The 25,165-nt window shown below is 43.0% G+C and carries 22 protein-coding genes, 2 tRNA genes and 2 pseudogenes; 24 read left to right on the top strand and 2 right to left on the bottom strand.

Translation table 11 applies throughout. The features are described 5' to 3' along the window. From ridA to WB217_RS02970, 16 genes and pseudogenes are all read left to right on the top strand, one after another. Positions 1-122 (top strand): annotated as a pseudogene (gene ridA, locus WB217_RS02895) (2-iminobutanoate/2-iminopropanoate deaminase); the annotation flags it as partial. Between the two features lie 323 nt (positions 123-445). Next, positions 446-736, top strand: coding sequence for a septation regulator SpoVG (gene spoVG, locus WB217_RS02900; RefSeq protein WP_071393072.1), 291 nt, complete (start codon positions 446-448; stop codon positions 734-736). A 227-nt stretch (positions 737-963) separates the two neighbouring features. Continuing rightward, positions 964-2,337, top strand: coding sequence for a bifunctional UDP-N-acetylglucosamine diphosphorylase/glucosamine-1-phosphate N-acetyltransferase GlmU (gene glmU, locus WB217_RS02905; protein WP_423990479.1), 1,374 nt, complete (start codon positions 964-966; stop codon positions 2,335-2,337). A 16-nt stretch (positions 2,338-2,353) separates the two neighbouring features. After that, entirely contained in the window at positions 2,354-3,310 is a 957-nt protein-coding gene (locus WB217_RS02910; RefSeq protein ID WP_423990481.1) for a ribose-phosphate diphosphokinase, read from the top strand. A gap of 153 nt (positions 3,311-3,463) precedes the next feature. Continuing rightward, positions 3,464-4,084, top strand: a complete 621-nt coding sequence (locus WB217_RS02915; protein WP_423990483.1) for a 50S ribosomal protein L25/general stress protein Ctc — start codon at positions 3,464-3,466, stop codon at positions 4,082-4,084. A gap of 162 nt (positions 4,085-4,246) precedes the next feature. Further along, a complete protein-coding gene (pth, locus tag WB217_RS02920; protein WP_423990485.1) occupies positions 4,247-4,807 on the top strand; it encodes an aminoacyl-tRNA hydrolase in 561 nt (186 codons plus the stop codon). 157 nt (positions 4,808-4,964) lie between these two features. After that, positions 4,965-5,195, top strand: a complete 231-nt coding sequence (locus WB217_RS02925) for an anti-sigma-F factor Fin family protein (protein ID WP_423990487.1) — start codon at positions 4,965-4,967, stop codon at positions 5,193-5,195. 112 nt (positions 5,196-5,307) lie between these two features. Continuing rightward, on the top strand, positions 5,308-8,844 hold the full coding sequence (gene mfd, locus WB217_RS02930) for a transcription-repair coupling factor (RefSeq protein WP_423990489.1): 3,537 nt from the start codon (positions 5,308-5,310) through the stop codon (positions 8,842-8,844). A 269-nt stretch (positions 8,845-9,113) separates the two neighbouring features. Continuing rightward, positions 9,114-9,650, top strand: coding sequence for a stage V sporulation protein T (spoVT, locus tag WB217_RS02935; RefSeq protein WP_335432600.1), 537 nt, complete (start codon positions 9,114-9,116; stop codon positions 9,648-9,650). A 201-nt stretch (positions 9,651-9,851) separates the two neighbouring features. After that, complete coding sequence (locus WB217_RS02940) at positions 9,852-11,477, top strand: putative polysaccharide biosynthesis protein (RefSeq protein WP_423990492.1); 1,626 nt, start codon at positions 9,852-9,854, stop codon at positions 11,475-11,477. Beyond that, entirely contained in the window at positions 11,474-12,937 is a 1,464-nt protein-coding gene (gene mazG, locus WB217_RS02945; protein WP_423990494.1) for a nucleoside triphosphate pyrophosphohydrolase, read from the top strand. Before WB217_RS02940 ends, mazG begins: the two co-directional genes overlap by 4 nt. A 40-nt stretch (positions 12,938-12,977) precedes the next feature. Further along, on the top strand, positions 12,978-13,250 hold the full coding sequence (locus tag WB217_RS02950; protein ID WP_207503233.1) for an RNA-binding S4 domain-containing protein: 273 nt from the start codon (positions 12,978-12,980) through the stop codon (positions 13,248-13,250). 88 nt (positions 13,251-13,338) lie between these two features. Continuing rightward, a complete protein-coding gene (yabP, locus tag WB217_RS02955) occupies positions 13,339-13,641 on the top strand; it encodes a sporulation protein YabP (RefSeq protein WP_214710346.1) in 303 nt (100 codons plus the stop codon). After that, positions 13,638-14,270: a spore cortex biosynthesis protein YabQ gene (yabQ, locus tag WB217_RS02960; protein ID WP_423990497.1), complete on the top strand. Its 633-nt coding sequence runs from the start codon at positions 13,638-13,640 to the stop codon at positions 14,268-14,270. The genes yabP and yabQ overlap by 4 nt, the downstream gene beginning before the upstream one ends. 21 nt (positions 14,271-14,291) lie before the next feature. After that, the gene (locus tag WB217_RS02965; RefSeq protein WP_423990499.1) at positions 14,292-14,690 is read left to right on the top strand and encodes an FtsB family cell division protein; all 399 of its coding nucleotides are present in this window, start codon (positions 14,292-14,294) and stop codon (positions 14,688-14,690) included. A 74-nt stretch (positions 14,691-14,764) separates the two neighbouring features. Next, positions 14,765-15,220, top strand: a complete 456-nt coding sequence (locus WB217_RS02970) for a S1 domain-containing RNA-binding protein (RefSeq protein ID WP_207503229.1) — start codon at positions 14,765-14,767, stop codon at positions 15,218-15,220. Positions 15,221-15,578: 358 nt separating this feature from the next. On the opposite strand, the gene WB217_RS02975 is transcribed toward WB217_RS02970, so the two are convergent. Both WB217_RS02975 and WB217_RS02980 read right to left on the bottom strand, forming a co-directional pair. Then, positions 15,579-15,650 (bottom strand) — tRNA-Glu (locus tag WB217_RS02975). A gap of 142 nt (positions 15,651-15,792) precedes the next feature. Continuing rightward, positions 15,793-15,866, bottom strand: a tRNA-Met gene (locus tag WB217_RS02980). Between the two features lie 293 nt (positions 15,867-16,159). On the opposite strand from WB217_RS02980, the gene spoIIE reads away from it, so the two are divergent. The 8 genes and pseudogenes from spoIIE to WB217_RS03020 form a co-directional block, all read left to right on the top strand. Then, positions 16,160-18,634 (top strand): stage II sporulation protein E, encoded by a 2,475-nt coding sequence (gene spoIIE, locus WB217_RS02985; protein ID WP_423990501.1) that lies wholly within the window; start codon positions 16,160-16,162, stop codon positions 18,632-18,634. Between the two features lie 93 nt (positions 18,635-18,727). After that, complete coding sequence (locus tag WB217_RS02990) at positions 18,728-19,465, top strand: vWA domain-containing protein (RefSeq protein WP_335432606.1); 738 nt, start codon at positions 18,728-18,730, stop codon at positions 19,463-19,465. Continuing rightward, on the top strand, positions 19,434-20,489 hold the full coding sequence (locus WB217_RS02995) for a protein kinase domain-containing protein (RefSeq protein ID WP_423990504.1): 1,056 nt from the start codon (positions 19,434-19,436) through the stop codon (positions 20,487-20,489). Before WB217_RS02990 ends, WB217_RS02995 begins: the two co-directional genes overlap by 32 nt. Positions 20,490-20,667: 178 nt before the next feature. After that, complete coding sequence (tilS, locus tag WB217_RS03000; protein WP_423990506.1) at positions 20,668-22,053, top strand: tRNA lysidine(34) synthetase TilS; 1,386 nt, start codon at positions 20,668-20,670, stop codon at positions 22,051-22,053. A 24-nt stretch (positions 22,054-22,077) separates the two neighbouring features. Then, positions 22,078-22,617, top strand: coding sequence for a hypoxanthine phosphoribosyltransferase (gene hpt, locus WB217_RS03005; protein ID WP_423990508.1), 540 nt, complete (start codon positions 22,078-22,080; stop codon positions 22,615-22,617). 132 nt (positions 22,618-22,749) lie between these two features. Beyond that, entirely contained in the window at positions 22,750-24,720 is a 1,971-nt protein-coding gene (ftsH, locus tag WB217_RS03010; protein ID WP_423990510.1) for an ATP-dependent zinc metalloprotease FtsH, read from the top strand. A gap of 161 nt (positions 24,721-24,881) precedes the next feature. Then, on the top strand, positions 24,882-25,031 hold the full coding sequence (locus WB217_RS03015) for a hypothetical protein (RefSeq protein ID WP_423990512.1): 150 nt from the start codon (positions 24,882-24,884) through the stop codon (positions 25,029-25,031). Positions 25,032-25,067: 36 nt separating this feature from the next. Then, positions 25,068-25,165: pseudogene (locus tag WB217_RS03020) on the top strand (DUF1836 domain-containing protein); the annotation flags it as partial.

Here is a 25,165-nt window from a genome sequence, read left to right on the forward strand (position 1 = left end):
AATTGAATGAAGTGTATGGGGAGTATTTCAATGTTCATAAGCCTGCACGTTCGACAGTAGAGGTAGCAAGACTTCCGAAAGATGCATTGGTAGAGATTGAAGTAATCGCGCTCGTTAAATAACGGGCGTTTTTTTATGTCATTTTTTCATTATGGGGGAATTAAAAAAAAAGAAGTCTTTTGTATATTTTCGCTCCAATTAACAGGGAATAAAAATCAACTATAGCAGATAATTAATATTCTACTGTCCGTATTTTTAATAGTCGTCAATAGCCAAAAAAGCCTATTTTCACTTGAAAAAATAGAGTGATAGGGCTTTCAATAAGAAAATGTTCATGGATTTGCCCTATTTTTTTAAAAAAATTTTCTGAATAAAGAAGGAGTTTTGAATTCATTGTGGAATTATTTAACTAGAATTTTATCTATTTGTAAAGGTGGTGAACAGAATGGAAGTAACTGACGTAAGATTACGCCGCGTTAATACAGATGGACGGATGAGAGCAATCGCTTCCATCACGCTTGACAACGAGTTTGTTGTCCATGATATCAGGGTGATTGATGGAAACAACGGCCTATTTGTTGCAATGCCAAGTAAACGTACTCCTGATGGCGAGTTCCGTGATATCGCGCATCCGATCAATTCGGGCACACGCGGAAAGATTCAGGAAGCTGTATTGGCAGAATACCACCGTTTAGGTGAAGTAGAAGTTGAATTCGAAGAAGCTGGAGCTTCCTAGAAATATAACGCAAGACACCAAGAGCCTGCTGCATAAGTAGGGCTCTTTTTTAATTCCCCTCATTTGCTCCTCCATAAACCCATTTTTCAGCAGAATTAAACGTTTTTTCAAAAAAACGACCCACCGTATAAATGACAAATAATTGTACTTGCTCTTCTATTCTTGAAATACCCGGCTATTTAAGATATATTCGTAATGGATAAAAAGGTAAAATTGGAGGCCTGCTAATGTCTAATCGTTATGCAATCATTTTAGCGGCCGGTCAGGGTACGCGAATGAAGTCCAAGTTATATAAGGTACTTCACCCTGTATGCGGCAAGCCGATGGTTCAACATGTTATTGACCAAGTGAAAAGTCTTAATATAAACGAAATCGTGACGATTGTCGGGCACGGTGCTGAAAAAGTGAAAGAACAGCTTGGCGGTGACAGCCAATACGCACTTCAAGCTGAACAGCTTGGAACAGCCCATGCTGTCCTGCAGTCGGAAGCAATGCTTGCGGATAAAGAAGGCGTTACAATCGTTGTATGCGGCGATACACCACTGATTAAAGCTGAAACGATGGAAGCTCTTTTCAAACATCACGAAGAGACAAACGCGAAAGCAACCATTCTGACAGCAAGAGCGGAAGATCCAACTGGATATGGCCGCATTGTCAGAAATGGCGATGGCTTCGTTGAAAAAATCGTTGAGCATAAGGATGCGACTGAGCAGGAAAGAAGCATCGATGAAATCAACACAGGTACTTATTGCTTCGATAACAAGTCATTGTTCGAAACTATCCATAAGGTATCAAATGATAATGTCCAGGGAGAATACTATCTTCCGGATGTAATCGAAATTTTGAAGAACCAGGGCGAGATTGTTTCTGCTTATGTTACGGATAGCTTTGCAGAAACGCTGGGGGTCAACGATCGTGTTGCACTGGCAGAAGCGGAGCGCACAATGAAAAAGCGCATCAATGAGTTCCATATGCGCAACGGTGTTTCATTCATTGATCCTGATAACACGTATATCGGACCAGATGTGGAAATTGGCCGGGACACTGTCATTTATCCTGGGACAACGATATCTGGTAAAACAGTAGTTGGTTCCGAGTGCCAGCTTGGACCAAATAGTGAAATTAGCGACTGTGAAATTGGAAACAATACAGTTATTCGTCAGTCAGCGGCTTTCAACAGTAAAATTGGTTCAGAGGTCAACATTGGGCCATTTGCCCATATCAGGCCAGATTCCGATATACATGATGAAGTGAAAATCGGAAATTTTGTTGAGATTAAAAAAGCGGTATTCGGCCGTGGAAGCAAGGCTTCACACTTAAGCTATATTGGCGATGCTGAGGTTGGCGCTGATGTGAACATCGGCTGCGGATCGATTACAGTTAACTATGACGGCAAGAACAAATTCTTGACGAAGATCGAAGACGGCGTCTTCATTGGCTGCAATTCGAATCTTGTTGCTCCAGTTACGATTGGAAAAGGCGCTTATGTTGCAGCCGGCTCAACCATCACTGAGGATGTTCCAGGTGAAGCACTTGCACTCGCACGTGCGCGTCAAGTCAACAAAGAAGATTATGTAGGGAAAATGAACGTAAAGAAATAAGTCTTGGAGGTCCACAATGTCAAACCAGTATCTAGACCCAAATTTAAAGGTTTTTTCACTTAATTCAAATGTTGAGCTTGCCGAGGAAATTGCTAAGGTAATTGGAGTAGAGTTAGGAAAATGCTCCGTTTCCCAATTCAGCGATGGAGAAATCCAGATTAACATCGAAGAAAGTATCCGTGGCTGTGATGTATATGTCATCCAGTCTACAAGTTCACCTGTAAATGAAAACATCATGGAATTGCTGATCATGATCGATGCATTGAAACGTGCTTCTGCAAAAACGATCAATATCGTTATGCCTTACTATGGCTATGCACGCCAGGACCGTAAAGCACGTGCACGTGAACCAATCACTGCTAAGCTTGTTGCAAACCTTCTTGAAACTGCAGGCGCCACACGCGTCATTACGCTGGATCTTCATGCACCACAGATTCAGGGATTCTTTGATATTCCGATTGATCATTTAATGGGTGTGCCAATCCTTGCAGACCACTTCAAGAGCAAGGAATTGAATGGAGACGTTGTTATCGTATCTCCTGACCACGGCGGAGTGACACGCGCAAGAAAAATGGCAGAGAGACTGAAAGCGCCGATTGCAATCATAGATAAGCGCCGACCAAAGCCAAATGTAGCTGAAGTTATGAATATCGTTGGTAATATTGAAGGCAAAGTTGCCATCCTGATCGACGATATCATCGATACAGCAGGTACGATCACACTTGCAGCAAATGCATTGGTTGAAAACGGTGCGCTTGAGGTGTATGCATGCTGTACACACCCTGTATTATCAGGTCCAGCAATTGAACGTATCCAAAACTCCAAGATAAAAGAACTGGTTGTGACAAATTCAATTTCGCTTGCAGAAGAAAAGCGAGTTGACAAAATTCATCAGCTGTCTGTTGCTCCATTGATTGGCGAGGCGATTATCCGCGTCCATGAAGAGCAATCAGTAAGCACGCTGTTTGATTAATTTTATAGGAACAAAACAGGCTTGCCCCAGGGCAAGCCTAATCCTGTTTTTGCTGGTAAGCTTATGGTAAACGAAAGTTAAACGTTTAGACCTTCCTATTTTGGGGCATTTTTTATATAGACAAAACTTATTGAATAGGAAGGGGACAAAACCATGGGTGCAGTATTGAAAGCAACTGAACGCACAGGTTCTAATCTAAGACGTATACGCCAGGAGGGCAACATTCCGGCAGTCGTGTATGGAAGGAATTCAGAAAGCAAATCGATTTATATAAACAGCATTGAGTTTCTTAAGACGATCCGGGAAAATGGGAAAAATGGCGTGATTTCACTTGATGTTGGCGGCAGCCAGCAGGATGTCATGCTGACTGATTACCAGCAAGACCATATCAAAAACGTGGTCCTCCATGCTGATTTCCTTGCAGTGGACAAGAGTTCTAAGGTAAATGCGAGTGTTCGAATCAATCTCGTCGGGGAGGCTGCAGGTGTGAAGGATGGCGGCGTCATGCAGCAGCCTGTGCATGAAGTGAACATTACTTCTACTCCTGGAAGCATTCCACCATCCATAGATGTCGATGTGACCAATCTTCAGGTAGGTGAGAACCTGACACTTGCGGATATCAAAACAGGAAATTATGAAATAAATGATGATGAAAACACAGTACTAGTTTCCATCCTTCCTCCGAAACAGGAAGAAGAAATTAATTCTGGAGAAGAACAAGAGCCAGGACAACCTGAAAATGAAGAAGGAAGAGAAACAGAAGCTAGCGAATAATAATATAGTAGGTAATGGACGTAGCCTGAAGAGGTTACGTCTTTTACGGTTGTGAAAATAGAGTCGTCTAACCAAGGCGTATCTGGAGGAGGATGGGGCGTGCTTAATTTGCGTTCTCTTTTTAGGCGGTTACGCTTTGCTGATAAGGGGTGTGAAACAAGAATGAAATTGTTTGTGGGTTTAGGGAATCCAGGGAAACAATATGATAAAACCAGGCATAATATAGGGTTTGAAGTGATCGATGAGCTTTCGAAAAGATGGAACATTCCACTAGATCAGGCAAAGCACAAAGGGATTTATGGAAAGGGTTTTGTTGGCGGTGAAAAGGTAATCCTCTTGAAGCCCCTTACTTATATGAATCTTTCTGGGGAATCCATCAGAGCTGTCATGGATTTTTACGACATAGATATTGACGATTTAGTCGTAATTTACGATGATCTTGATATGCCAACGGGCCGGATTCGCTTAAGACAAAAAGGCAGCGCTGGCGGCCATAATGGAATTAAGTCGACAATTGCCCATACAGGAACGCAGGAATTCAACCGCATCAGAGTGGGTATCAGCCGCCCTCAGAACGGTATGGCGGTGACTGATTGGGTGCTTGGCCGTTTTACCAGTGAAGAGCAAGAGCACATGCAAGAAGCCGTAGTGAAATCGGCCGATGCATGTGAAGAATGGATGAAAAAGCCGTTTTTAGAAGTGATGAACACCTTTAATCGCTAGGCTTTTAGTAGGAATTCAAGCTGAACCCGAGAATAACAGTTATCCTAAACATCTATTTAGTAATATAATTTTAAATAAGAAACATTCAATAGGCTAAGTGCATAAGTTCCTCGCAAAGGGTCAATAATGATAATGACTTAATTTGGGAGGGACGGGCATGGCTATACATTATCAATGCCGTCATTGCGGCACGAGTATCGGCTCGCTGGACAGGATGTCTGTCCATAGCGAAAGCCTTGGCTTGCACAAGCTTACCGAGGAAGAACGGCAGGAGATGGTTTCTTACGCAGGCAATGGCGACATCCATATAAAATCGATCTGTGAAGACTGTCAGGAAGCTTTGGACCGAAATCCAGACCTTCATCAACATGACTATTTAATTCACTGACAAGCTTTGGATTCCTCATCCAAAGCATTTTTCTGTTTATATATCAGGCAATGGAAAACTATTAATTGCGCAGAACGATAATAAATTTTTAAAAAGAGAGGGAGAGGTTTGGATGCAGGGGCTGAAAGCTCTATTTAGTCATCAGGATGATGTCCAATCGGTTATTTCCGGTATGGACGCGGGGCTGAGGGAACAGCTTGTCGCAGGACTGTCCGGTTCGGCAAGGACGGTCTTTTTAGCGGCAATATACGAACAGACAAAACGCCCCGTCCTGGTTGTGACGCATAATCTATTACAGGCACAAAAATTATACGATGATCTTGTTAATTTAGTAGGGGAAGACGAAGTCTATCTTTATCCGGCAAATGAATTGATTGCCGCGGAAATCAGTATTTCCAGCCCGGAGCTGAAAGCACAGCGGATAGAGGCTCTGAATCATTGGAGCAAGAAGAAATCAGGCATGGTCATCGTTCCAATGGCGGGCTTAAGAAAAGCATTGCCGCCAAAACAATTATGGGCAAAGTTCCAGATGACGTTTAAACTCGGGGAAGAAATCGACCTCGATAATGTACTCAATCGTTTTGTAAGCATGGGCTACACAAGAGCAGGTATGGTATCAGCTCCGGGTGAGTTCAGTGTCAGGGGCGGGATCATTGATATTTACCCGCTGACTTCCGCTGACCCAATCAGGATTGAGCTGTTTGATGCGGAGGTTGATTCAATCCGGACGTTTTCACTCGAAGATCAGCGTTCAAAGGAAAAAATGAAATCGGTTTTAATTGGACCGGCGACAGAAATTCCACTGGAAAATGAACAGCTGGACCGACTAGTCACAGGTCTTGAAGCTGGGCTTTCAAACAGTCTGAAAAAGCTGAAGGATGATAAAGCAAAGACACTCATGGCACAGAATATCGGCTACGAACTTGAGCAGTTAAGAAATGGGCAAAAGCCAGATCAAGTATTCAAGTACTTATCGGTCGCTTATGAAAAGCCTCAAAGTTTAATAGATTACTTGCCATCAGGCGGCTTTCTGTTTGTTGATGAAATAAGCAGGGTGCAGGAAATGAATGAATCGCTGAACAAGGAGGAAGCGGAATGGTATACGAGTCTTCTTGGAGAAGGGCAGATCATCCATGATCTTAAGATTTCACACCATCTTCCTGAACTGCTGAGTAAATCGGCGAATCCGATTGTTTATTTATCTTTGTTTTTAAGGCATGTCCCAAACACAAGCCCGCAAAATATCATTAACATCTCGTGCAAACCGATGCAAAGCTTCCACGGGCAAATGCATGTACTGAAGGGTGAAATTGATCGCTGGCGAAAAGGGAATTATGCGGTGATCTTTCTTGGCCCGGATGATGAGAGAGTCAAAAAGCTTGAGCGGGTGCTCGAGGATTATGAAATAGATGCAGTAAGGGCTAGCAGCAAGCAGGATATACTGCCAGGGAAAGTCCAGATTATCCAGGGAAGCCTGAATACGGGCTTTGAGTTCCCAATCCAGAAGATCGCTCTGATTACTGAAGAGGAGCTTTTTAATAAAAAGACCAAAAAAGCTCCAAGGCGACAAAAGCTTTCGAATGCAGAGAGGATTAAAAGCTACTCGGAATTGAAGGTTGGCGATTATGTTGTCCATGTGAATCATGGAATCGGGAAGTATTTGGGTATTGAAACGCTCGTCATCAATGGGGTGCATAAGGATTATCTCCATATCCGCTACCATGGAACAGATAAATTATATGTACCTGTGGAGCAAATTGATCTTGTACAGAAATATGTAGGCTCTGAAGGGAAAGAGCCAAAGATCTACAAACTGGGCGGCAGCGACTGGAAACGGGTCAAGAGCAAGGTTCAGTCATCTGTCCAGGATATTGCAGACGATCTCATCAAGCTTTACGCGGAGCGAGAGTCGAGCGTAGGCCATGCGTTCTCTCCAGACGGTGAAATGCAGCGTGATTTCGAATCTTCCTTCCCATATCAGGAAACAGAGGATCAAATCCGTTCCATCCATGAAATCAAGCTTGATATGGAGCGTGAACGGCCGATGGACCGCCTGCTATGCGGTGATGTCGGCTACGGTAAAACTGAAGTCGCAATCAGAGCGGCCTTCAAGGCAATTGCCGACGGCAAGCAGGTAGCATTACTTGTACCGACAACAATCCTGGCACAGCAGCATTATGAAACGCTTAGAGAGAGGTTTCAGGATTTTCCGATTAACATCGGCTTGCTGAGCAGGTTCAGGTCAAGAAAGCAGCAGACTGAAACCATAAAGGGACTCAAGGCAGGAAGCGTCGATATCGTCGTCGGGACCCATCGCTTATTATCGAAGGAAATCACCTACAGGGATCTTGGTCTTCTGATTATCGATGAAGAGCAGCGCTTTGGGGTAACTCATAAAGAAAAAATCAAGCAGCTTAAAACAAATGTAGATGTACTGACCTTAACAGCGACACCAATTCCAAGAACGCTGCACATGTCGATGCTAGGGGTCAGGGATTTATCCGTCATCGAGACACCGCCTGAAAACCGATTCCCTGTCCAGACGTATGTCATGGAATATAACGGCGGACTTGTCCGTGAAGCAATTGAACGGGAGCTTGCCCGGGACGGACAAGTGTATTTCCTTTATAACCGGGTTGAGGACATTGAACGGAAAGCTGAAGAAATTTCCATGCTTGTCCCTGATGCGAGAGTAACCTTTGCGCATGGAAGAATGTCGGAAAATGAGCTTGAATCCGTCATGCTTGGATTCCTGGAAGGTGAATTTGACGTGCTGGTGAGCACGACGATCATCGAAACGGGTGTTGATATTCCTAACGTGAATACGCTCCTTGTCTATGATGCCGATAAAATGGGCTTATCCCAGCTTTATCAGCTTAGAGGAAGGGTAGGGCGTTCCAACAGGGTTGCCTACGCCTATTTTACCTACCGAAAAGATAAAGTGCTAACCGAAGTTGCCGAAAAACGCCTTCAGGCGATTAAAGAATTCACTGAACTAGGGTCAGGATTCAAAATCGCGATGCGAGACTTATCGATTCGAGGAGCGGGAAATCTGCTTGGAGCTCAGCAGCATGGCTTTATCGACTCAGTCGGTTTCGATTTATATTCGCAAATGCTTAAGGAAGCAATTGAAGAACGGAAGCCGGAGAAGGAGCAAGTCCGCAGGCCTTCCATCGAGATTGATCTTGAGCTGGATGCCTATATCCCTGATAGCTACATTTCTGATGGCCACCAAAAAATCGAAATGTATAAACGTTTCCGCGGAATCGATACACTGAAGGATATTGAAGAATTAAAAGAAGAAATCATTGACCGGTATGGCGATTTCCCTGGAGAGGTAGAAGCTCTGTTCAAGGTTGCCGAATTAAAGGTGTATGCCATTACTGCGGGTGTAGAATCCATAAAACAAGTTAAGCAGGATGTAAATATACTTTTATCAGAAGAAGGAAGCAGCAGAATTGACGGACAGAAAGTCTTTAAGGTCAGCAGCCAATATCGGAATGCTGTAGGGCTCGGAATGGAAGGTAAAAAGCTTAAGATGGTCATCCATACGAAAGTCATTAAAAACGATCGCTGGTTTGATATTACTTTTGAAATGGTGAAGGGATTGCATGACTCCCAAAAAGAACAAGAGAACTCGGTATCGTAATCATAGGGAAATACCTTGTAACGAAAATGTAAAACTGGAAAGTGTTTCAAAAAAGTGAGACAAGGGTAATTTTTCTTTGTACGCTTTTAACAGCTGGAAGGTTTATCCGTTTTTGGCATCTTTATCACTTCAGAGAAAATATTTTTAGAAGTGTATAGAACTTTCCATATGAAAGATACTAAGTTCAAACTTGGTAAGGATGATTAATAAAGGTTTAAATTGTCATTACCAAACAAAATAATCATCAGATGAAAGTGAGGCAACGTTGGATGAAAGCAACTGGTATTGTTCGTCGAATCGATGATTTAGGTCGTGTCGTCATTCCTAAAGAAATAAGAAGAACGCTGCGTATTCGTGAAGGAGATCCACTTGAAATCTTTGTGGACCGCGATGGTGAAGTCATTTTAAAGAAATATTCTCCGATCAGCGAGTTAAGCGATTTTGCGAAGGAATATGCAGAAGCGCTATATGACAGCTTAGGAAATCCGATACTAATCTGCGATCGCGATACGTATATTGCATTAGCCGGAGGTTCTAAGAAGGACTACTTGAATAAAAGCATCAGTGAACTTGTCGAAAAGACGATGGAAGACCGCAATTCCACTTTAGTAAACCAGCAAGCAAACATTTCGCTTGTTGAGGGCATTGAAGAACCTGTTTCGTCCTATACAATTGGGCCAATTATTGCAAACGGTGATCCTATCGGGGCTGTTATCATTTTCGCTAAAGAAGGCTCATTAGGAGATGTTGAGCAAAAAGCAGTTGAGACAGCTGCTGGCTTCCTTGCGAGACAGATGGAGTCATAATCTAGATTCTGAAAAATCATGTTTAACCGAAATTTTATCATTCATAAAAGGGCAGCTGCCGAGGCTGCCCCTTTTCATGTTGGGCGCGCCTGGCATTGGGGTAGAGGTTACTCCATGACTCGGTTGATATTGGCTATATAGAGTCCTAAAAACCTTATGATATAATAACTTGGTGAAACTGGAATTGGAAGGAGATGGGCGATGAAGCCCGTTACAGATTCAAAAGATTTGGTTAAGGGAGCCATGATTTTGACATTGGCGGCCCTGGTTACAAAAATATTAAGCGCGATATACCGTGTCCCATTCCAAAATATCGTTGGGGATATAGGTTTTTATATTTATCAGCAGGTTTATCCTTTTTATGGGATTGTCATGGTTTTATCTACATATGGTTTTCCGGTTGTCATTTCCAAGCTGTATACCGAGCAGCAGGCTAGGGGGAACAGCGGACGGGCTGACAGGATGCTGGCGATATCATTATTATTCTTAGGATTTTTAGGAATGCTGCTATTTTCAATTTTTTACTTTGGGTCTGACTGGATTGCTGAAAAAATGGGTGATTCTGAGCTCAGTCTGTTGTTTAAGGTTGTATCAGTTCCATTTCTGATTTTCCCGTTTACATCCGTATACAGGGGTTATTTCCAGGGCAAGGGCAATATGGTGCCAACCGCTGTTTCTCAAGTGTCTGAACAATTGGTACGGGTTGCAACGATCCTGATACTATCCGCGTTATTCATACAGCAGGGATACTCCTTATATTTTGCCGGAGCTGGTGCAGTATTCGGCTCGGTTACCGGGGGATTGTTCTCAGCTGCTGTTCTAAGCTACTTCTATTTAAAAAATAGAACAGTTAATCCATTTAGGCACTATCAGGCAAAGACACTTTTTGCGGATGCGGCATGGGTTGTAAAAGCTCTGGTTGTCCAGGGTTTTGCCATAAGCATTAGTGGCATGCTGTTAATATTGTTTCAGCTTGCAGATTCCCTGAATATGTATACATCTCTATTGGAAATGGGTTTGGCAGTGGACGAGGCAAAATCGGCTAAAGGAATCTTTGACAGGGGACAGCCTTTGATCCAGCTTGGAACGGTTGTGGCAACCTCAATGTCCTTGAGCCTTGTTCCGGCAATTTCAGGAGAAAAATTAAGGAATCGCACTGATGTAATTCTGCAGAAAATAAGACTTGCTCTTCAGACAAGTCTGCTTTTCGGCGCTGGTGCGGCCGCAGGGTTATTCAGTATTATCGTTCCCGTCAACATCATGCTTTTTGAAAATGCGGAGGGCTCAAATGTCCTTGGAGTGCTGAGTTTAATGATTCTGTTAGGATCAGTGATTTTAACAATCACTAGTATTCTTCAAGGGCTTAACAAAACGATTTTCCCAGCAGTCGTCATTCTAGCTGGCTTTGGTTTGAAATACGGCCTGAACCTTATTTTTATCCCAAGAGCAGGTGCGATGGGTGCGGTTAACGCTACTTTATTAGCCATGCTGATTATTTTGGTTATTCTTGTGGCCCGTTTGAGGGGTGAATTAGGGAAGCCGGTTCTGTCGCTTACGTTTATGGCGAAAATTCTTTTTTCATCAGCTGTTATGAGTATTTTTCTCTATTTTTATTTGCAGACAACCGATTTTCTTTATCGGTATGTTGAACCTGACAGGCTCGCTGCCATTATACAGGCATTGAGCGCAGTGGCGTTTGGTGCAATTGTCTATTTAATGGTTTTAATCAAAACGAAGGCTTTGAATGAAGAGGAATTATTGACCTTGCCGTTTGGCAGCAGGCTGGTTCAGCTATTTTTAAATAAGACAGGAGGCAGCAGGAAATGACAAACAAGATTTCCATCATAGGGCTTGGCGCTGGTGACTTAGACCAGCTCCCCCTTGGAGTATATAAAAGATTAAAGCAGGATAAAAATCTCTTTTTACGGACAAAAGAACACCCGGTAGTGGCGGAGCTTGAGCAGGAAGGATTGCAATTTCAATCTTTTGATTCGATCTACGAGAAACACGACCAGTTTGCGGATGTGTATGAGGAAATTACCGAGACTTTGCTTGCAGAAGCGAAAAAAGAGCCAGTGACCTATGCTGTGCCGGGACATCCCCTGATCGCAGAGCGTACTGTTCAGCTTTTACTAGAGAGAGGGCCGGAAAGAAATACTGAAATCGAGATTGGCGGCGGACAGAGCTTCCTTGATGCCATGTTCCAGGCGCTGGAAATTGATCCGATTGAAGGATTCCAGCTGCTTGACGGTACAGAGCTGTCAAAGGAATCACTGCTGCTGAAAAGCCATACGATCATTGGACAGGTCTATGATTCTTTTGTCGCATCAGAGGTCAAGTTAACCCTGATGGAAAAATTGCCGGATGAATATGAAGTTTATATTGTTACAGCTGCAGGCAGCAAGGACGAAGTGATCAGGAAAGTTCCATTATATGAATTGGACAGAGAAATGGAATTGAGCAATTTAACCTCTGTTTATGTACCTCCTGCAGAAGAGGAGCAGATTTTATACAAGGATTTTTCAAAGCTGCGTGGAATTATATCAATATTGAGGGGTCCGAACGGCTGTCCTTGGGATAAGAAGCAGACCCATCAGTCCCTTAAAAAATATTTGATTGAAGAGTCCTATGAATTGATCGAGGCAATTGATAACGAGGATATTGACCATATGATCGAAGAGCTTGGTGATGTGCTGCTGCAGGTCATGCTTCATGCCCAGATTGGCGAAGATGAAGGCTACTTTACCATCGATGATGTAATTGAAGGTGTATCCGCCAAAATGGTCCGCAGACATCCACACGTTTTTGGCGACAAAACGGCTGAAAATGAAGAGGAAGTCATGAAAAACTGGCAGGAAATTAAGGAGCAGGAAAAGGGCGGTGCGGTGAAGTCACTGCTTGAAGGTGCAGGAAAAGGTCTGCCAAATCTGCTGAAAGCCTATGAACTGCAGAAGGAAGCAGCCAAGGTAGGCTTTGACTGGAAAACAGCTGCGCCAATCCTTGATAAGGTGAAAGAAGAAATCGATGAGCTGTCAGCGGAAATCACGGAAAAAGGTAAGCTGGAGGATATTCAACTGGAGTACGGAGACCTGCTGTTCGCGCTTGTCAATTTTGCGAGGCATTATGACATGAATCCAGAAGAGGCTCTATTCAAGGCGAACCAAAAGTTCATGCGCCGATTTGCCTATATCGAGCAAAGAGCCGCAGAAAACGGAAAGTCAGTAGACAGCTATTCTCTAGAAGAACTTGATTCTTTTTGGAATGAAGCAAAGAAACAAGGTTTATAAAGGTAAATTGAACCAATAACGAAAAAGGGGTTTAGAAACTATGAGGTTGGATAAATTTTTAAAAGTGTCAAGATTGATTAAAAGAAGAACATTGGCGAAGGAAGTATCTGATCAGGGAAGGATTTCTGTTAACGGTGTCCCTGCCAAGGCCAGCACGAATGTAAAAGCGGGCGATGAGCTGGCAATCCGATTTGGACAAAAGGTCGTTTCTGTAAGGATCGACCGCATTCAGGAAACATCCCGCAAGGATGAAGCCGCTGAGATGTACACGATGCTGGGCGAAGAAAGAATTCCGGGTGACGACGAAGAGTAATCTCCAATCACCTGAAGGCTTGTTCTATTATCTCTCTCTAAATCATAAACATGTACAAAAGTGCATTATGCGATTGTGAGGGGTAACGATGAGCCAATATTATGAAACGAACCAGACAAAAAGTAATTTGCCAGACCATGATTTAGTGATGAGAGGCAGGCGGACACTGGAGATTACAGGAGTAAAGCAAGTAGAAAGCTTCGATAATGAAGAGTTCTTATTAGAAACTGTAATGGGATTCCTGGCGATTAAAGGCCAGAACCTCCAGATGAAGAACCTGGATGTCGACAAGGGAATTGTTTCGATCAAAGGAAAAATCTTTGACCTGGTCTATCTTGATGACCAGCATGGGGAGAAAGCTAAAGGCTTCTTTAGCAAGTTATTCCGATGACGCTGTCTACCCAATTTTTGACGATGCTCGCCATGATTGGGATGGGCAGCTTATTCGGAGCTTCGCTTGATACGCATAACCGTTTTTTAAAAAGGTCAAAGCGTAAGTCGTGGATCGTATTTATCAATGACATTCTTTTTTGGCTATTCCAGGGATTGTCAATTTTCTATATTCTATTTTCTGTGAATATGGGAGAATTGCGCTTTTATATTTTTCTTGCATTATTATGTGGCTTTGCAGCGTACCAGAGCCTATTCAAAAAGACTTATCTGAAGGCGCTTGAACGAGTCATCGCGATTACGATAAGTGTATATGTGTTCTTTGTGAAAGCATTCAGGTTATTGATTATACGGCCTCTGCAGTTCCTGGCCGCAACTGTTTTATCGCTGCTAGTCCTGGCGGGAAGAGGCCTTTATGCTCTTGTAAAATGGCTTCTTGCCGTTTTATTATGGGTGTTGAAACTCCTTTGGAAGCCGATTCAGTTACTTTTCTTACTTTTTTGGAAACTTTTGCCGAAAAAGATTAAAAAAAGCGTCGAGAAGTTATATAATAAATTGGCAGGATTTCTAATCCTAGTAAAGAATTACTCTTTATTGCCGATAAAATGGTTGAAGAAATTTAAAAAATAAATGTAAGGGGGACTGCGGGGAATGAGTGTCATCAGGAAACGAAAAATATCCAAGATTGAAAACCAGTATGTGCAGCAGCGTGAAATAGCAGGGATTGCGGAAAGCAGGAAGCGAAAGCTGCTATTCAGGCGCCTCGCGGTCTTTGCCCTTTTCGCATCCGTTATCTCATATTTGATGATCTCGACTTTCATTTCACAGTCTGCCTCACTTGAAAATAAGAAGGCAGAAAAAGAAAAGCTTGAGCAGAAATTGGCAAGCCTGGAAAAGAAGCAAGAGATTCTTGATGAAGAAATAGTCAAGCTTAATGACGATGAATACATAGCCAAGCTGGCTCGCAAAGAATATTTCTTATCGGAAAAAAATGAAATTATCTTCAACCTCCCTAAAGATAAAAAGGACTCCCAAGATTCGCCTTATTGACACTCTTTTTTTATATTCTGTATAATATGTAGTAAGTTTGATTTTTTATATCTTTAAGGAGGCAAAACTTTTTTATGTCAATCGAAGTAGGCAGCAAGCTACAGGGTAAAGTAACAGGTATTACAAATTTCGGGGCGTTTGTGGAACTGCCAGGCGGCTCAACTGGACTCGTCCATATCAGTGAGGTTGCTGATAATTATGTTAAGGACATCAATGACCACCTAAAAGTGGGCGACCAGGTTGAAGTGAAAGTCATCAATGTTGAAAAAGACGGCAAAATTGGTTTATCTATTAAGAAGGCAGTAGACAGGCCAGAAAGACCTGAAAGACCTGCAAGACCAGAAAGATCTGAATCAAGGCCGTACACACAACGTCCGCGTGGTGGAAGACCAAACGACAATCGGAACGCCCGTCCTGAAAATTTCGAAACAAAAATGGCGAAATTTTTGAAGGACAGTGAAGACCGTCTGTCTACTCTGAAACGTGCAACTGAATCTAAGCGCGGTGGAAGAGGAGCTAGAAGAGGTTAACTTGCTGCTAAGTGAACATATATAATAGCAGGTAATTGCTATATCAAGACAAGTCTTTCGGGGCTTGTCTTTTTTATTTTGGTTCAGCGCTGAATCATTGATTTTCGGAATATAATGAAAAACTTCGGAATAAACTGGGTGTTTTTCGGAATAAATTAAAAAATTCCGGAATATCTGATGAGGAATCCGGAATAAAATTAATTTTTCCGGAATATCTTACTTTGATTTTAGAGATACGGTACTCTAGCAGGCTATTTTTTATAATAATTGATTCGCGTCGAAATAATATGCTCATCAACATGCTCAGTTAATACAAAAAAACTCGCTCCTTATAAAAGGAACGAGTTTTTTAATAGGATGACCCCTACGGGATTCGAACCCGTGTTACCGCCGTGAAAGGGCGGTGTCTTAACCGCTTGACCAAGGGGCCATAATATTGTTTCTTCAAATGTCCAGCTTCGGCTCCTAGCTCCTCGAGTCGCTTCGATCCGTCCGATGAAGTCAAAGAACGACTTCACCTGCCGGCCCGAAGTGCTTGTCGGAGCTAAGCAGTCGCCTACGCTTTTCGTTAGTAGCGGCGGAGGGGATCGAACCCCCGACCTTACGGGTATGAACCGTACGCTCTAGCCAGCTGAGCTACACCGCCATGATATTGTGTTTTGAGGCACAAGAAATATAATACATAGATATTAAAATAGTGTCAATGGATTTTTAAAAGAAAAATAGAAATTATTATCAGGAAAATTTTAGGTCAAAGTGCTTATATGTATGGTAATGGCAGACCGTGGCAGGAAGATAACGAGATTATTCGAGGAAATACATTGTTTTCGGGGAAATGAGTCGAACGAAACTTTGATGCTTGTCCTTGTTTTTGACAAACTTCTGTTTTGCTCCCTTTTATAATAATTTGCAACGATATAAAAACGGGGAGTGTATTGAATGCAAAAGGTAGAAAGGAACATGATAGAACCGATCAGTGAAGTTCATCTCGAGGAATCACGATTCAGGTTTGCGAAAGGCATGGCGAAGCTGCAATCCAAAATCGAAAACCTTTTTCTGAAAAAAGGCTATATATTTTTGTTCATTGGATTTTTGCTTGGCAGGGCCTTGATACTTGCACAGTTAACCCCTTTTAGCCTTCCATTTTTTGCGGCCGTTTATTTAATCCGGAAGGACCGTGCGCCAATCGCGTTGTTTGGTCTTGTGGCAGGGGCAGCGACATTATCACTCGGTGATGCGGTTTTCACCTTTAGTTCTGTATTCTTATTTTTGATGATCTACCGATTGACGAAAAAATGGATCAAGAATGACTTGAAGGTTTTGCCTTTTTATATATTTTCTACTATTTTGATAGGCAAGTTGTTAAAAGCTCTTATTATGTCCGGACATATCACCATTTATGAAGGGATGATGGCTGGAGTTGAAGCAGGTTTGAGCCTTGTATTGACTTTCATCTTCCTGCAAAGCATTCCTTTAATGACAATCAGCAAACGGAAACAATCCTTAAAAACAGAAGAAATCGTTTGTTTGATCATTATGCTGGCCTCAGTTATGACGGGAACGATTGGCTGGACGGTATATGATTTGTCGGTAGAACACGTTATGTCCCGCTATTTGGTCCTGATCTTCTCCTTTGTTGCCGGGGCAACGGTAGGATCAACGGTAGGCGTAGTGACTGGATTGATTTTCAGCCTGGCAAACGTTTCGAGCTTTTACCATATGAGCCTGCTTGCTTTCTCAGGATTATTAGGCGGCCTGTTAAAAGAGGGGAAAAAGCCTGGTGTGGCACTGGGATTATTCATTGCAACACTGCTGATTGGCATGTATGGAGAAGGCGGCGGTGCACTTAGCAAAACAGTGATGGAATCAGCTGCGGCCGTCCTATTGTTTTTATTAACTCCCCAATCTCTAACTTCCAAAATAGCAAAATACATCCCTGGCACTCCCGAGTATTCAGCAGAGCAGCAGCAATATATGAGAAAGATGAGAGATGTAACTGCCCAACGGGTCGTTCAGTTTTCGAATGTATTTGAAGCACTTTCAAAAAGCTTCTCGAACTTGCAGGTACAGGATGAAACGACTGAGACAGACCGCGATATGGATTATTTCTTAAGTAATGTAACGGAAAAAACATGCCAGACCTGCTTTAAGAAAGATCACTGTTGGACAAGGAACTTTAATACAACCTATGACTATATGAGCGAAATTATGCAGGAGATGGACCAAAATTCAGGAGTCGTCCCACAAAAACTTTCTCGGGAATGGGACAAGCACTGTACGCGTTCGAAAAAGGTAATGGAAATCATGCAGCAGCAGCTGACCTATTACCAGGCAAACAGGAAGCTTAAGAAGCAGGTACAGGAGAGCAGGCGTCTGGTGGCGGACCAATTGTTGGGAGTATCCGAGGTAATGGGTGACTTCGCAAAGGAAATCCAGCGTGAGCGTGAAAATCATTCCAAACAGGAGGAGCAAATCCTTGAAGCGCTTCAGGAATTTGGCATCCATATCGAGCATGTTGAAATCTACAGCCTTGAACAGGGAAATGTCGATATCGACATGACCATACCGTATTGTCAGGGACATGGAGAATGCGAAAAACTAATTGCGCCGATGCTGTCCGATATCCTTAAAGAAAATATCGTGGTGAATTCAGAAGAGTGCTCGACTTTTCCAAACGGATTTTGCCATGTGACTTTCCGCTCTGCTAAAGCTTTTACTGTTTTAACAGGAGTGGCGCATGCGGCAAAGGATGGCGACCTTGTATCTGGTGACAGCTATTCGACGATTGAGCTTAGCGGCGGAAAATATGCGATTGCTATCAGTGATGGAATGGGCAATGGAGAAAGAGCGCATTCAGAGAGCAGGGATACATTGCTATTGCTGCAGCAAATCCTGCAGTCAGGTATAGAGGAGAAGGTAGCCATCAAATCGGTGAACTCGATTTTATCGCTTAGAACGACAGATGAAATTTTTTCTACGCTTGACCTTGTGATGGTTGATCTGCAAAATGCATCAGCACGGTTCCTTAAAATAGGTTCGACACCAAGCTTTATCAAGCGGGGCGGAAAAATCATGAAAATCCAGGCCAGCAATCTGCCAATGGGCATTCTGCAGGAGTTTGAAGTGGACGTAGTCGGTGAGCAGCTGAAGGCTGGGGATTTGTTGATTATGATGAGTGATGGCGTTTTTGAAGGACCAAAGCATGTCGAGAATTATGATCTTTGGATGAAACGGAAAATAAATGAACTCCAGACAGAAGATCCGCAGGCAATCGCTGATCTGCTCATGGAGGAAGTGATCCGGTCCCGTGAAGGCTCGATTGAGGACGACATGACGGTAGTTGTAGCAAAAATCGATCACAATATTCCTAAATGGGCATCGATTCCGATGTCGAATTATCAAAAACGGGCATAAAGGTTATTTTAAGCATTAACCCTGTCTTTTATGTATATTTCCTTTTCGCTTCGTCGACAATGGTAACAAATTTATCTATGAGAGGGGATTATCATGAAGACAGGTACAATCAGGCAAATATTGCTTATAACTGATGGCTGTTCAAACCAGGGGGAAGATCCAATCGCGATGTCTGCTCTGGCAAAGGAACAGGGGATTACCGTTAACGTGATTGGTGTAATGGAGCAGGATGTTATAGATGACCAGGGCATGAAAGAAATAGAAGGGATTGCACTTTCCGGAGGCGGAGTCAGCCAAATCGTATACGCACAACAACTTTCACAGACTGTGCAGATGGTGACAAGAAAAGCAATGACACAGACCCTCCAGGGAGTCGTGAACAAGGAACTTCAGCAAATATTGGGTGGGGGAAGAACGGTCGAAGACCTGCCGCCTGAAAAACGTGGAGAAGTCATGGAGGTTGTTGATGAGTTAGGAGAGACAGTCGAGCTGGAAGTGCTGATTCTTGTCGATACGAGCGCGAGCATGAAGCATAAGCTGCCGACAGTAAAAGAGGCGTTGCTGGACCTGAGTTTAAGCCTTAATGCCAGATCTGGCGACAACCGTTTTTCAGTATTTGTATTTCCCGGGAAAAGAAACGATGTCGAAAAATTGCTGGATTGGACTCCAAAGCTAGAATCGCTGACCAGCATATTTGCCAAGCTGACTACTGGAGGAATTACACCTACAGGACCAGCCCTTCGCGAAGCACTTTCATACTTCAATCAAAAACGATCTTTAAGGAGCCTTCTGTCCCGTGATGATGAATCCTTCTTTGAAGAATCTGTGTAAAGTCATTCCCGGAACGATCATCCAGGGAAAATGGCATCACAATCGATATACCATAATAAAGGAACTTGGTTTTGGAGCGAATGGGATTGTCTATCTTGCAAGGCACAACAATACACAAGTAGCACTGAAAATGAGTGACAACGGAATGTCGATTACATCAGAGGTCAATGTGTTAAAATCTTTTGCCAAGGTCCAGGGATCTGCCCTCGGACCTTCTTTGCTGGATGTTGACGATTGGGAGCGGCCTGGGAAGCTTGTCAGCTTCTATATCATGGAGTTTATCAAGGGGCCTGATTTCCTTACATTCCTGCAGCAGAAGGGACCTGACTGGAAAGAAGTAATGATTCTGCAGCTGTTGGCGGACCTGCAGATTTTGCATGAAAATGGCTGGGTGTTTGGAGACTTGAAGCCAGATAATTTAATCGTTACAGGACCGCCAGCGCGGATTCGCTGTATTGATGTGGGAGGAACCACATTGCAGGGACGATCGATTAAAGAGTTCACTGAGTTTTTCGACAGAGGTTACTGGGGATTGGGAAGCCGTAAAGCTGACCCTGGATACGACCTTTTCGCCGTCGGGATGATCATGGTCAATACCGCTTACCCGAAAAGGTTTAACAAAACCACTGGCGGATTGAACGAAATCATGGGCAAGGTAAAGCAAAGCCCTGAGCTGAAGATGTATGAAAATGTAATAGCCAACGCATTGACGGGTAAATACCAATCAGCACGGCAGATGAGGGAAGAAATTTTACAGTTGAGGCAGCCGAAAGCTGATTCCAGAAGCAGTCGTTATCAACAAAAGACATCTACATTAAACCAGGGTGACCCCCTAGCAAAAACAAGTACGCAAAAAAGTCAGCATCTAAACACTAATGTTCCTCCTGTGAACGCAACAGCACTTCAGCAAACACGGAAAGGCTATAACAAGAAAAAGAAGAAATCTTCAGCATTAGAAACACTGACAATTATCATCATTATTTCGGTCCTGTATTTTATTTATATTTATAGCCAGATTACATAGATTTTTTGAAACCTTTCGCAGTTCTGTTCGTAGATAAGGAATAGTTTCCTTTCTATGCGCTTTAGTTTTTGATAATAAAGGTGTAAAAGTGTTAAGCTGAAAAAGTCAATTAGAAGATTAATGGGTTGCCGGCATGGGTATAGACTTAAACCGGCGATACCTGTAAGGAAGTACTGAAATGATTGAATCAAAGGTTAATGCTTTTCTGGAAAGACATAATTTTCAGCTGCGTAATAAAGCGATTGCTGTAGGGATTTCCGGTGGGCCTGACTCACTCGCACTGCTTCATTATTTGTGGACGCAGCGCGTGAAATGGTCTTTGAACATTGTTGCGGTCCATGTTGACCATATGTTCCGCGGGGAAGAGTCCTATCAGGATGCTCTATTTGTAAAGGACTTTTGCGAGGAACACGGAATTTCCTTTGAAATGAAAAGGGTGGATGTTCCAGCATTTATGCAGAAGACCGGAATGAGCTCCCAGCAGGCAGCCCGCGAATGCCGCTACCGATTTTTCGAGGAAGTGATGGAAAAGCATCATCTACAATATCTTGCATTGGGACATCATGGTGATGATCAGGTTGAAACAGTGTTGATGAGACTGACACGGGGCAGTTCCGGAAAAGCCCGGGCTGGAATTCCTTTTTCGCGTGAATTTGGCAGAGTGCAGATTTTCCGTCCTTTTCTCTGTTTAACTAAAGAGGAGCTTGAAGAGTATTGTACGATGAATCATCTGGAGCCGAGAATAGATCCGAGCAACGCAAAGGAATACTACAGCAGGAACCGTTTCAGAAAAAGTGTATTGCCGTTTTTAAAGGAAGAGAATCCGGCTGTACACGAGCACTTTCAGCGTTTTAGTGAAGAATTGCAGATGGATGAAGATTATCTTGTTGAATTAACAAAGGAAAAATTGAATAAAGTAATGAAGAAAGAGGACAGTGGAGTAACAATTGATATTAGTTTATTTGAGCAAATGCCAATGCCTTTACAAAGAAGAGGGATTAAACTAATATTAAATTATCTCTACAAAGATCGACCTGCTTCTCTTTCCGCTATACATATTGAAAAAATTTTTTCAATAATTCGCAATCCCCATCCATCAGGAACACTTGATTTCCCCAGCGGTTTAAGAATCATACGATCGTATGGAAATTGCCACTTTCATTTGAATCCACCTGAAAGGCATAATTATTGTTTCGAGTTATTCGGAACAGATAATGTGATATTGCCCAATGGTGATAGGATCGAGGCCGAATTGCTGAGTGATGCTTCGGGCATAGATGCTTCCGTGAATCGTTTTATCATTGACATGGAGCAATCAGGCATACCGTTAATCATTCGTAACAGGCAAAAGGGCGACCGGATGACATTGAAAGGGATGGCGGGTTCAAAGAAGGTAAAGGATATTTTTATCGATTTGAAAATTCCTTTGGCTCAAAGAGATGAATGGCCGGTTGTGACAGATCGCGAAGGCAGTATTCTTTGGCTTCCGGGCCTGAAAAAATCCAGCCATGAAGCAAGTGAAAAAGGAAACACGTTATTACTATTAACTTATATAAAGCAATGATATCTTCCAGGGGGCACAATAGTCATGAAAAATGATATTGAAAAAGTACTTTTTACAGAAGAAGAAATTCAGGAACAAACGAAACAGCTGGCGGCTCAGTTAACTGAGGAATATAAAGACCGCTTCCCGCTGGCAATCGGCGTCCTTAAAGGGGCAATGCCTTTTATGGGTGATTTGCTGAAGCGTGTTGATGCGTATCTTGAAATGGATTTCATGGATGTATCAAGCTATGGCAACTCAACTGTATCATCTGGTGAGGTTAAAATCCTAAAGGATTTGGATACATCAGTTGAAGGAAGAGATATTTTAATTATTGAAGACATCATCGACAGCGGTTTGACGCTAAGCTATCTTGTTGAGCTTTTCAGGTACCGCAAAGCGAAGTCAATCAAGATTGTCACTCTTCTGGATAAACCAACAGGAAGAAAAGCTGATATTCAGGCAGACTATGTAGGATTCATCGTACCTGATGAGTTTGTAGTCGGATATGGCCTTGATTATGCTGAGAAATACCGCAACCTGCCATACATCGGAGTATTGAAGCCTGAAGTCTATACAAAATAAACGGTGAGAAGGCTTGCTGAGAAATAGATATTTTTGAAACAACTAAATATTCTGAATGTCAATTTCTTGTATTAGCAATATTTACTATGATACTATTTAATATAGTTTGTCTACCGTGGGAGGAGGTAAGGGATGAATCGGATCTTCCGTAATACCATCTTTTATTTATTGATATTTTTAGTCATTATTGGGGTAGTAAGTTTCTTTAATGGAAACAACGAACCAACTGAACAAATTACTTACGATAAATTCATGCAGCAGCTTGAGGCAGGTAATGTAGAGGGTGACCTATCATTACAGCCTGAACGCGGTGTGTATGAGGTAAAAGGCCAGCTGAAGGGCCAAAAAGAAGGCCAAGGTTTCATTACGTATGTATGGAACAATCCGGAAACCCTAAACCGCATTGAGCAAGCAGCTGCTGACGCAGATGTGGAAATTAAGCCAGCCAAGGAAACAAGTGGATGGGTAACATTCTTTACATCGATTATTCCTTTCATCATCATTTTTATCCTGTTCTTCTTCTTATTGAACCAGGCACAGGGCGGCGGAAGCCGAGTGATGAATTTTGGGAAAAGCAAAGCCAAGCTTTACAATGAAGAGAAGAAAAAAGTCCGCTTTAAAGATGTTGCGGGCGCAGATGAAGAGAAGCAAGAGCTTGTCGAGGTCGTTGAGTTCCTGAAAGACCCTCGTAAATTCGCTGAACTTGGAGCGCGCATACCGAAAGGGGTTCTTTTGGTCGGACCTCCGGGTACAGGTAAAACATTGCTTGCACGTGCTGTTGCAGGGGAAGCAGGAGTACCATTCTTCTCCATCAGTGGTTCCGACTTTGTTGAAATGTTCGTCGGTGTCGGTGCATCACGTGTACGTGATTTATTTGAAACAGCTAAAAAGAATGCTCCATGTATCATATTCATAGATGAAATCGATGCTGTAGGCCGCCAGCGTGGCGCTGGTCTTGGCGGAGGGCACGATGAGCGTGAACAGACGCTTAACCAGCTTCTTGTTGAAATGGACGGTTTCGGTGCAAATGAAGGAATTATCATTGTCGCCGCTACGAACCGCCCTGACATTCTGGATCCGGCGTTACTGCGTCCAGGACGTTTTGACCGCCAGATTACAGTTGACCGCCCGGATGTAACCGGTCGTGAAGCTGTACTTAAGGTCCATGCAAGAAACAAGCCGCTTGATGAGTCAGTAAACCTTAAGAGTATTGCTGCAAGGACTCCTGGTTTCTCTGGAGCGGACCTTGAAAACTTATTAAATGAAGCCGCACTTGTTGCAGCCCGCAGAAACAAAAAGAAAATCGACATGCTTGATCTTGACGAAGCGACTGACCGTGTCATCGCAGGTCCTGCCAAGAAGAGCCGTGTCATTTCCAAAAAAGAAAGAAATATTGTTGCCTTCCATGAAGCTGGCCACACAGTCATCGGGGTTGTCCTTGATGAAGCTGAAATGGTTCATAAGGTAACGATTGTTCCTCGAGGACAGGCGGGCGGCTACGCTGTCATGCTTCCTAAGGAAGACCGTTACTTCATGACAAAGCCAGAGCTTCTTGATAAAATTACTGGATTACTTGGTGGACGGGTTGCTGAGGAAATCGTCTTTGGCGAAGTCAGCACTGGTGCACACAACGACTTCCAGCGCGCAACTGGCATCGCAAGAAAAATGGTGACTGAATTCGGTATGAGCGATAAGCTTGGACCAATGCAGTTTGGCCAGGCACAGGGTCAGGTTTTCCTTGGCCGTGACTTGAATAATGATCAAAACTATTCAGATGCGATTGCTTACGAAATCGACCTTGAGATTCAAAGCATCATTAAAGGATGTTATGAAAGAGCGAAAAACCTCCTTACAGAACATCGCGACAAACTTGATTTGATTGCGAACACACTGTTAGAGATTGAAACTCTGGATGCAGAACAAATCAAGAACTTAGTTGACCACGGACGTCTTCCTGACCGCAATGTCAGCATTGCAAAGGACGACATGAAAGTGACAATCAACACGAAAAAAGATGAAATGCCTGCAATCGAAGAGACTGACAAGAACATTGACTCAGTCCTTGAAAATCCAAAGGCAATCGACGAAGAACGAAAAGAATAGATTTATGAAGCAGGTGCTCATTATGGAGCACCTGTTTTTTTGTAAGATAAGAAGTATTAAATTAAATTCGAAAAATATTCTGCTCCAGCGCGCTAAAAATATATAGGCAGTTATATTCATCGAAGAGGACATTTCGTATAATGTGGTACAGAATTTGATTTATGCACTCTGTTGATTGGAGCGGAAGCCGCTTGACTCCTGCGGGCGCAGCTGGACAGGTGAGACCCCGCAGGAGCGAAGCGACGAGGAGGCTCAGCGCCAGCCCTGCGGAAAGCGAAGCACCTGGAACGAAAATCAACAGCCTTGTTTAACAGAGCCAATAAAAGAAAAACATTGAGGGATAAACTTTGAGTAATATAGCAGACCTGCTCGCCGACCTTGGCCTTGAAAATAATATCGCGCTGGAGGATATACCCGGAATCGATTTGTATATGGACCAAGTCAT

The organism is Mesobacillus sp. (assembly GCF_049588175.1).
Classification (GTDB): domain Bacteria; phylum Bacillota; class Bacilli; order Bacillales; family Cytobacillaceae; genus Mesobacillus.

What these genes read in the sequence shown, in the direction of transcription:
- spoVG (WP_071393072.1), top strand. Translation starts at nt 446, where the DNA reads ATGGAAGTAACTGACGTAAGATTACGCCGCGTTAATACAGATGGACGG.
- glmU (WP_423990479.1), top strand. Translation starts at nt 964, where the DNA reads ATGTCTAATCGTTATGCAATCATTTTAGCGGCCGGTCAGGGTACGCGA.
- WB217_RS02910 (WP_423990481.1), top strand. Translation starts at nt 2,354, where the DNA reads ATGTCAAACCAGTATCTAGACCCAAATTTAAAGGTTTTTTCACTTAAT.
- WB217_RS02915 (WP_423990483.1), top strand. Translation starts at nt 3,464, where the DNA reads ATGGGTGCAGTATTGAAAGCAACTGAACGCACAGGTTCTAATCTAAGA.
- pth (WP_423990485.1), top strand. Translation starts at nt 4,247, where the DNA reads ATGAAATTGTTTGTGGGTTTAGGGAATCCAGGGAAACAATATGATAAA.
- WB217_RS02925 (WP_423990487.1), top strand. Translation starts at nt 4,965, where the DNA reads ATGGCTATACATTATCAATGCCGTCATTGCGGCACGAGTATCGGCTCG.
- mfd (WP_423990489.1), top strand. Translation starts at nt 5,308, where the DNA reads ATGCAGGGGCTGAAAGCTCTATTTAGTCATCAGGATGATGTCCAATCG.
- spoVT (WP_335432600.1), top strand. Translation starts at nt 9,114, where the DNA reads ATGAAAGCAACTGGTATTGTTCGTCGAATCGATGATTTAGGTCGTGTC.
- WB217_RS02940 (WP_423990492.1), top strand. Translation starts at nt 9,852, where the DNA reads ATGAAGCCCGTTACAGATTCAAAAGATTTGGTTAAGGGAGCCATGATT.
- mazG (WP_423990494.1), top strand. Translation starts at nt 11,474, where the DNA reads ATGACAAACAAGATTTCCATCATAGGGCTTGGCGCTGGTGACTTAGAC.
- WB217_RS02950 (WP_207503233.1), top strand. Translation starts at nt 12,978, where the DNA reads ATGAGGTTGGATAAATTTTTAAAAGTGTCAAGATTGATTAAAAGAAGA.
- yabP (WP_214710346.1), top strand. Translation starts at nt 13,339, where the DNA reads ATGAGCCAATATTATGAAACGAACCAGACAAAAAGTAATTTGCCAGAC.
- yabQ (WP_423990497.1), top strand. Translation starts at nt 13,638, where the DNA reads ATGACGCTGTCTACCCAATTTTTGACGATGCTCGCCATGATTGGGATG.
- WB217_RS02965 (WP_423990499.1), top strand. Translation starts at nt 14,292, where the DNA reads ATGAGTGTCATCAGGAAACGAAAAATATCCAAGATTGAAAACCAGTAT.
- WB217_RS02970 (WP_207503229.1), top strand. Translation starts at nt 14,765, where the DNA reads ATGTCAATCGAAGTAGGCAGCAAGCTACAGGGTAAAGTAACAGGTATT.
- spoIIE (WP_423990501.1), top strand. Translation starts at nt 16,160, where the DNA reads ATGCAAAAGGTAGAAAGGAACATGATAGAACCGATCAGTGAAGTTCAT.
- WB217_RS02990 (WP_335432606.1), top strand. Translation starts at nt 18,728, where the DNA reads ATGAAGACAGGTACAATCAGGCAAATATTGCTTATAACTGATGGCTGT.
- WB217_RS02995 (WP_423990504.1), top strand. Translation starts at nt 19,434, where the DNA reads ATGATGAATCCTTCTTTGAAGAATCTGTGTAAAGTCATTCCCGGAACG.
- tilS (WP_423990506.1), top strand. Translation starts at nt 20,668, where the DNA reads ATGATTGAATCAAAGGTTAATGCTTTTCTGGAAAGACATAATTTTCAG.
- hpt (WP_423990508.1), top strand. Translation starts at nt 22,078, where the DNA reads ATGAAAAATGATATTGAAAAAGTACTTTTTACAGAAGAAGAAATTCAG.
- ftsH (WP_423990510.1), top strand. Translation starts at nt 22,750, where the DNA reads ATGAATCGGATCTTCCGTAATACCATCTTTTATTTATTGATATTTTTA.
- WB217_RS03015 (WP_423990512.1), top strand. Translation starts at nt 24,882, where the DNA reads ATGCACTCTGTTGATTGGAGCGGAAGCCGCTTGACTCCTGCGGGCGCA.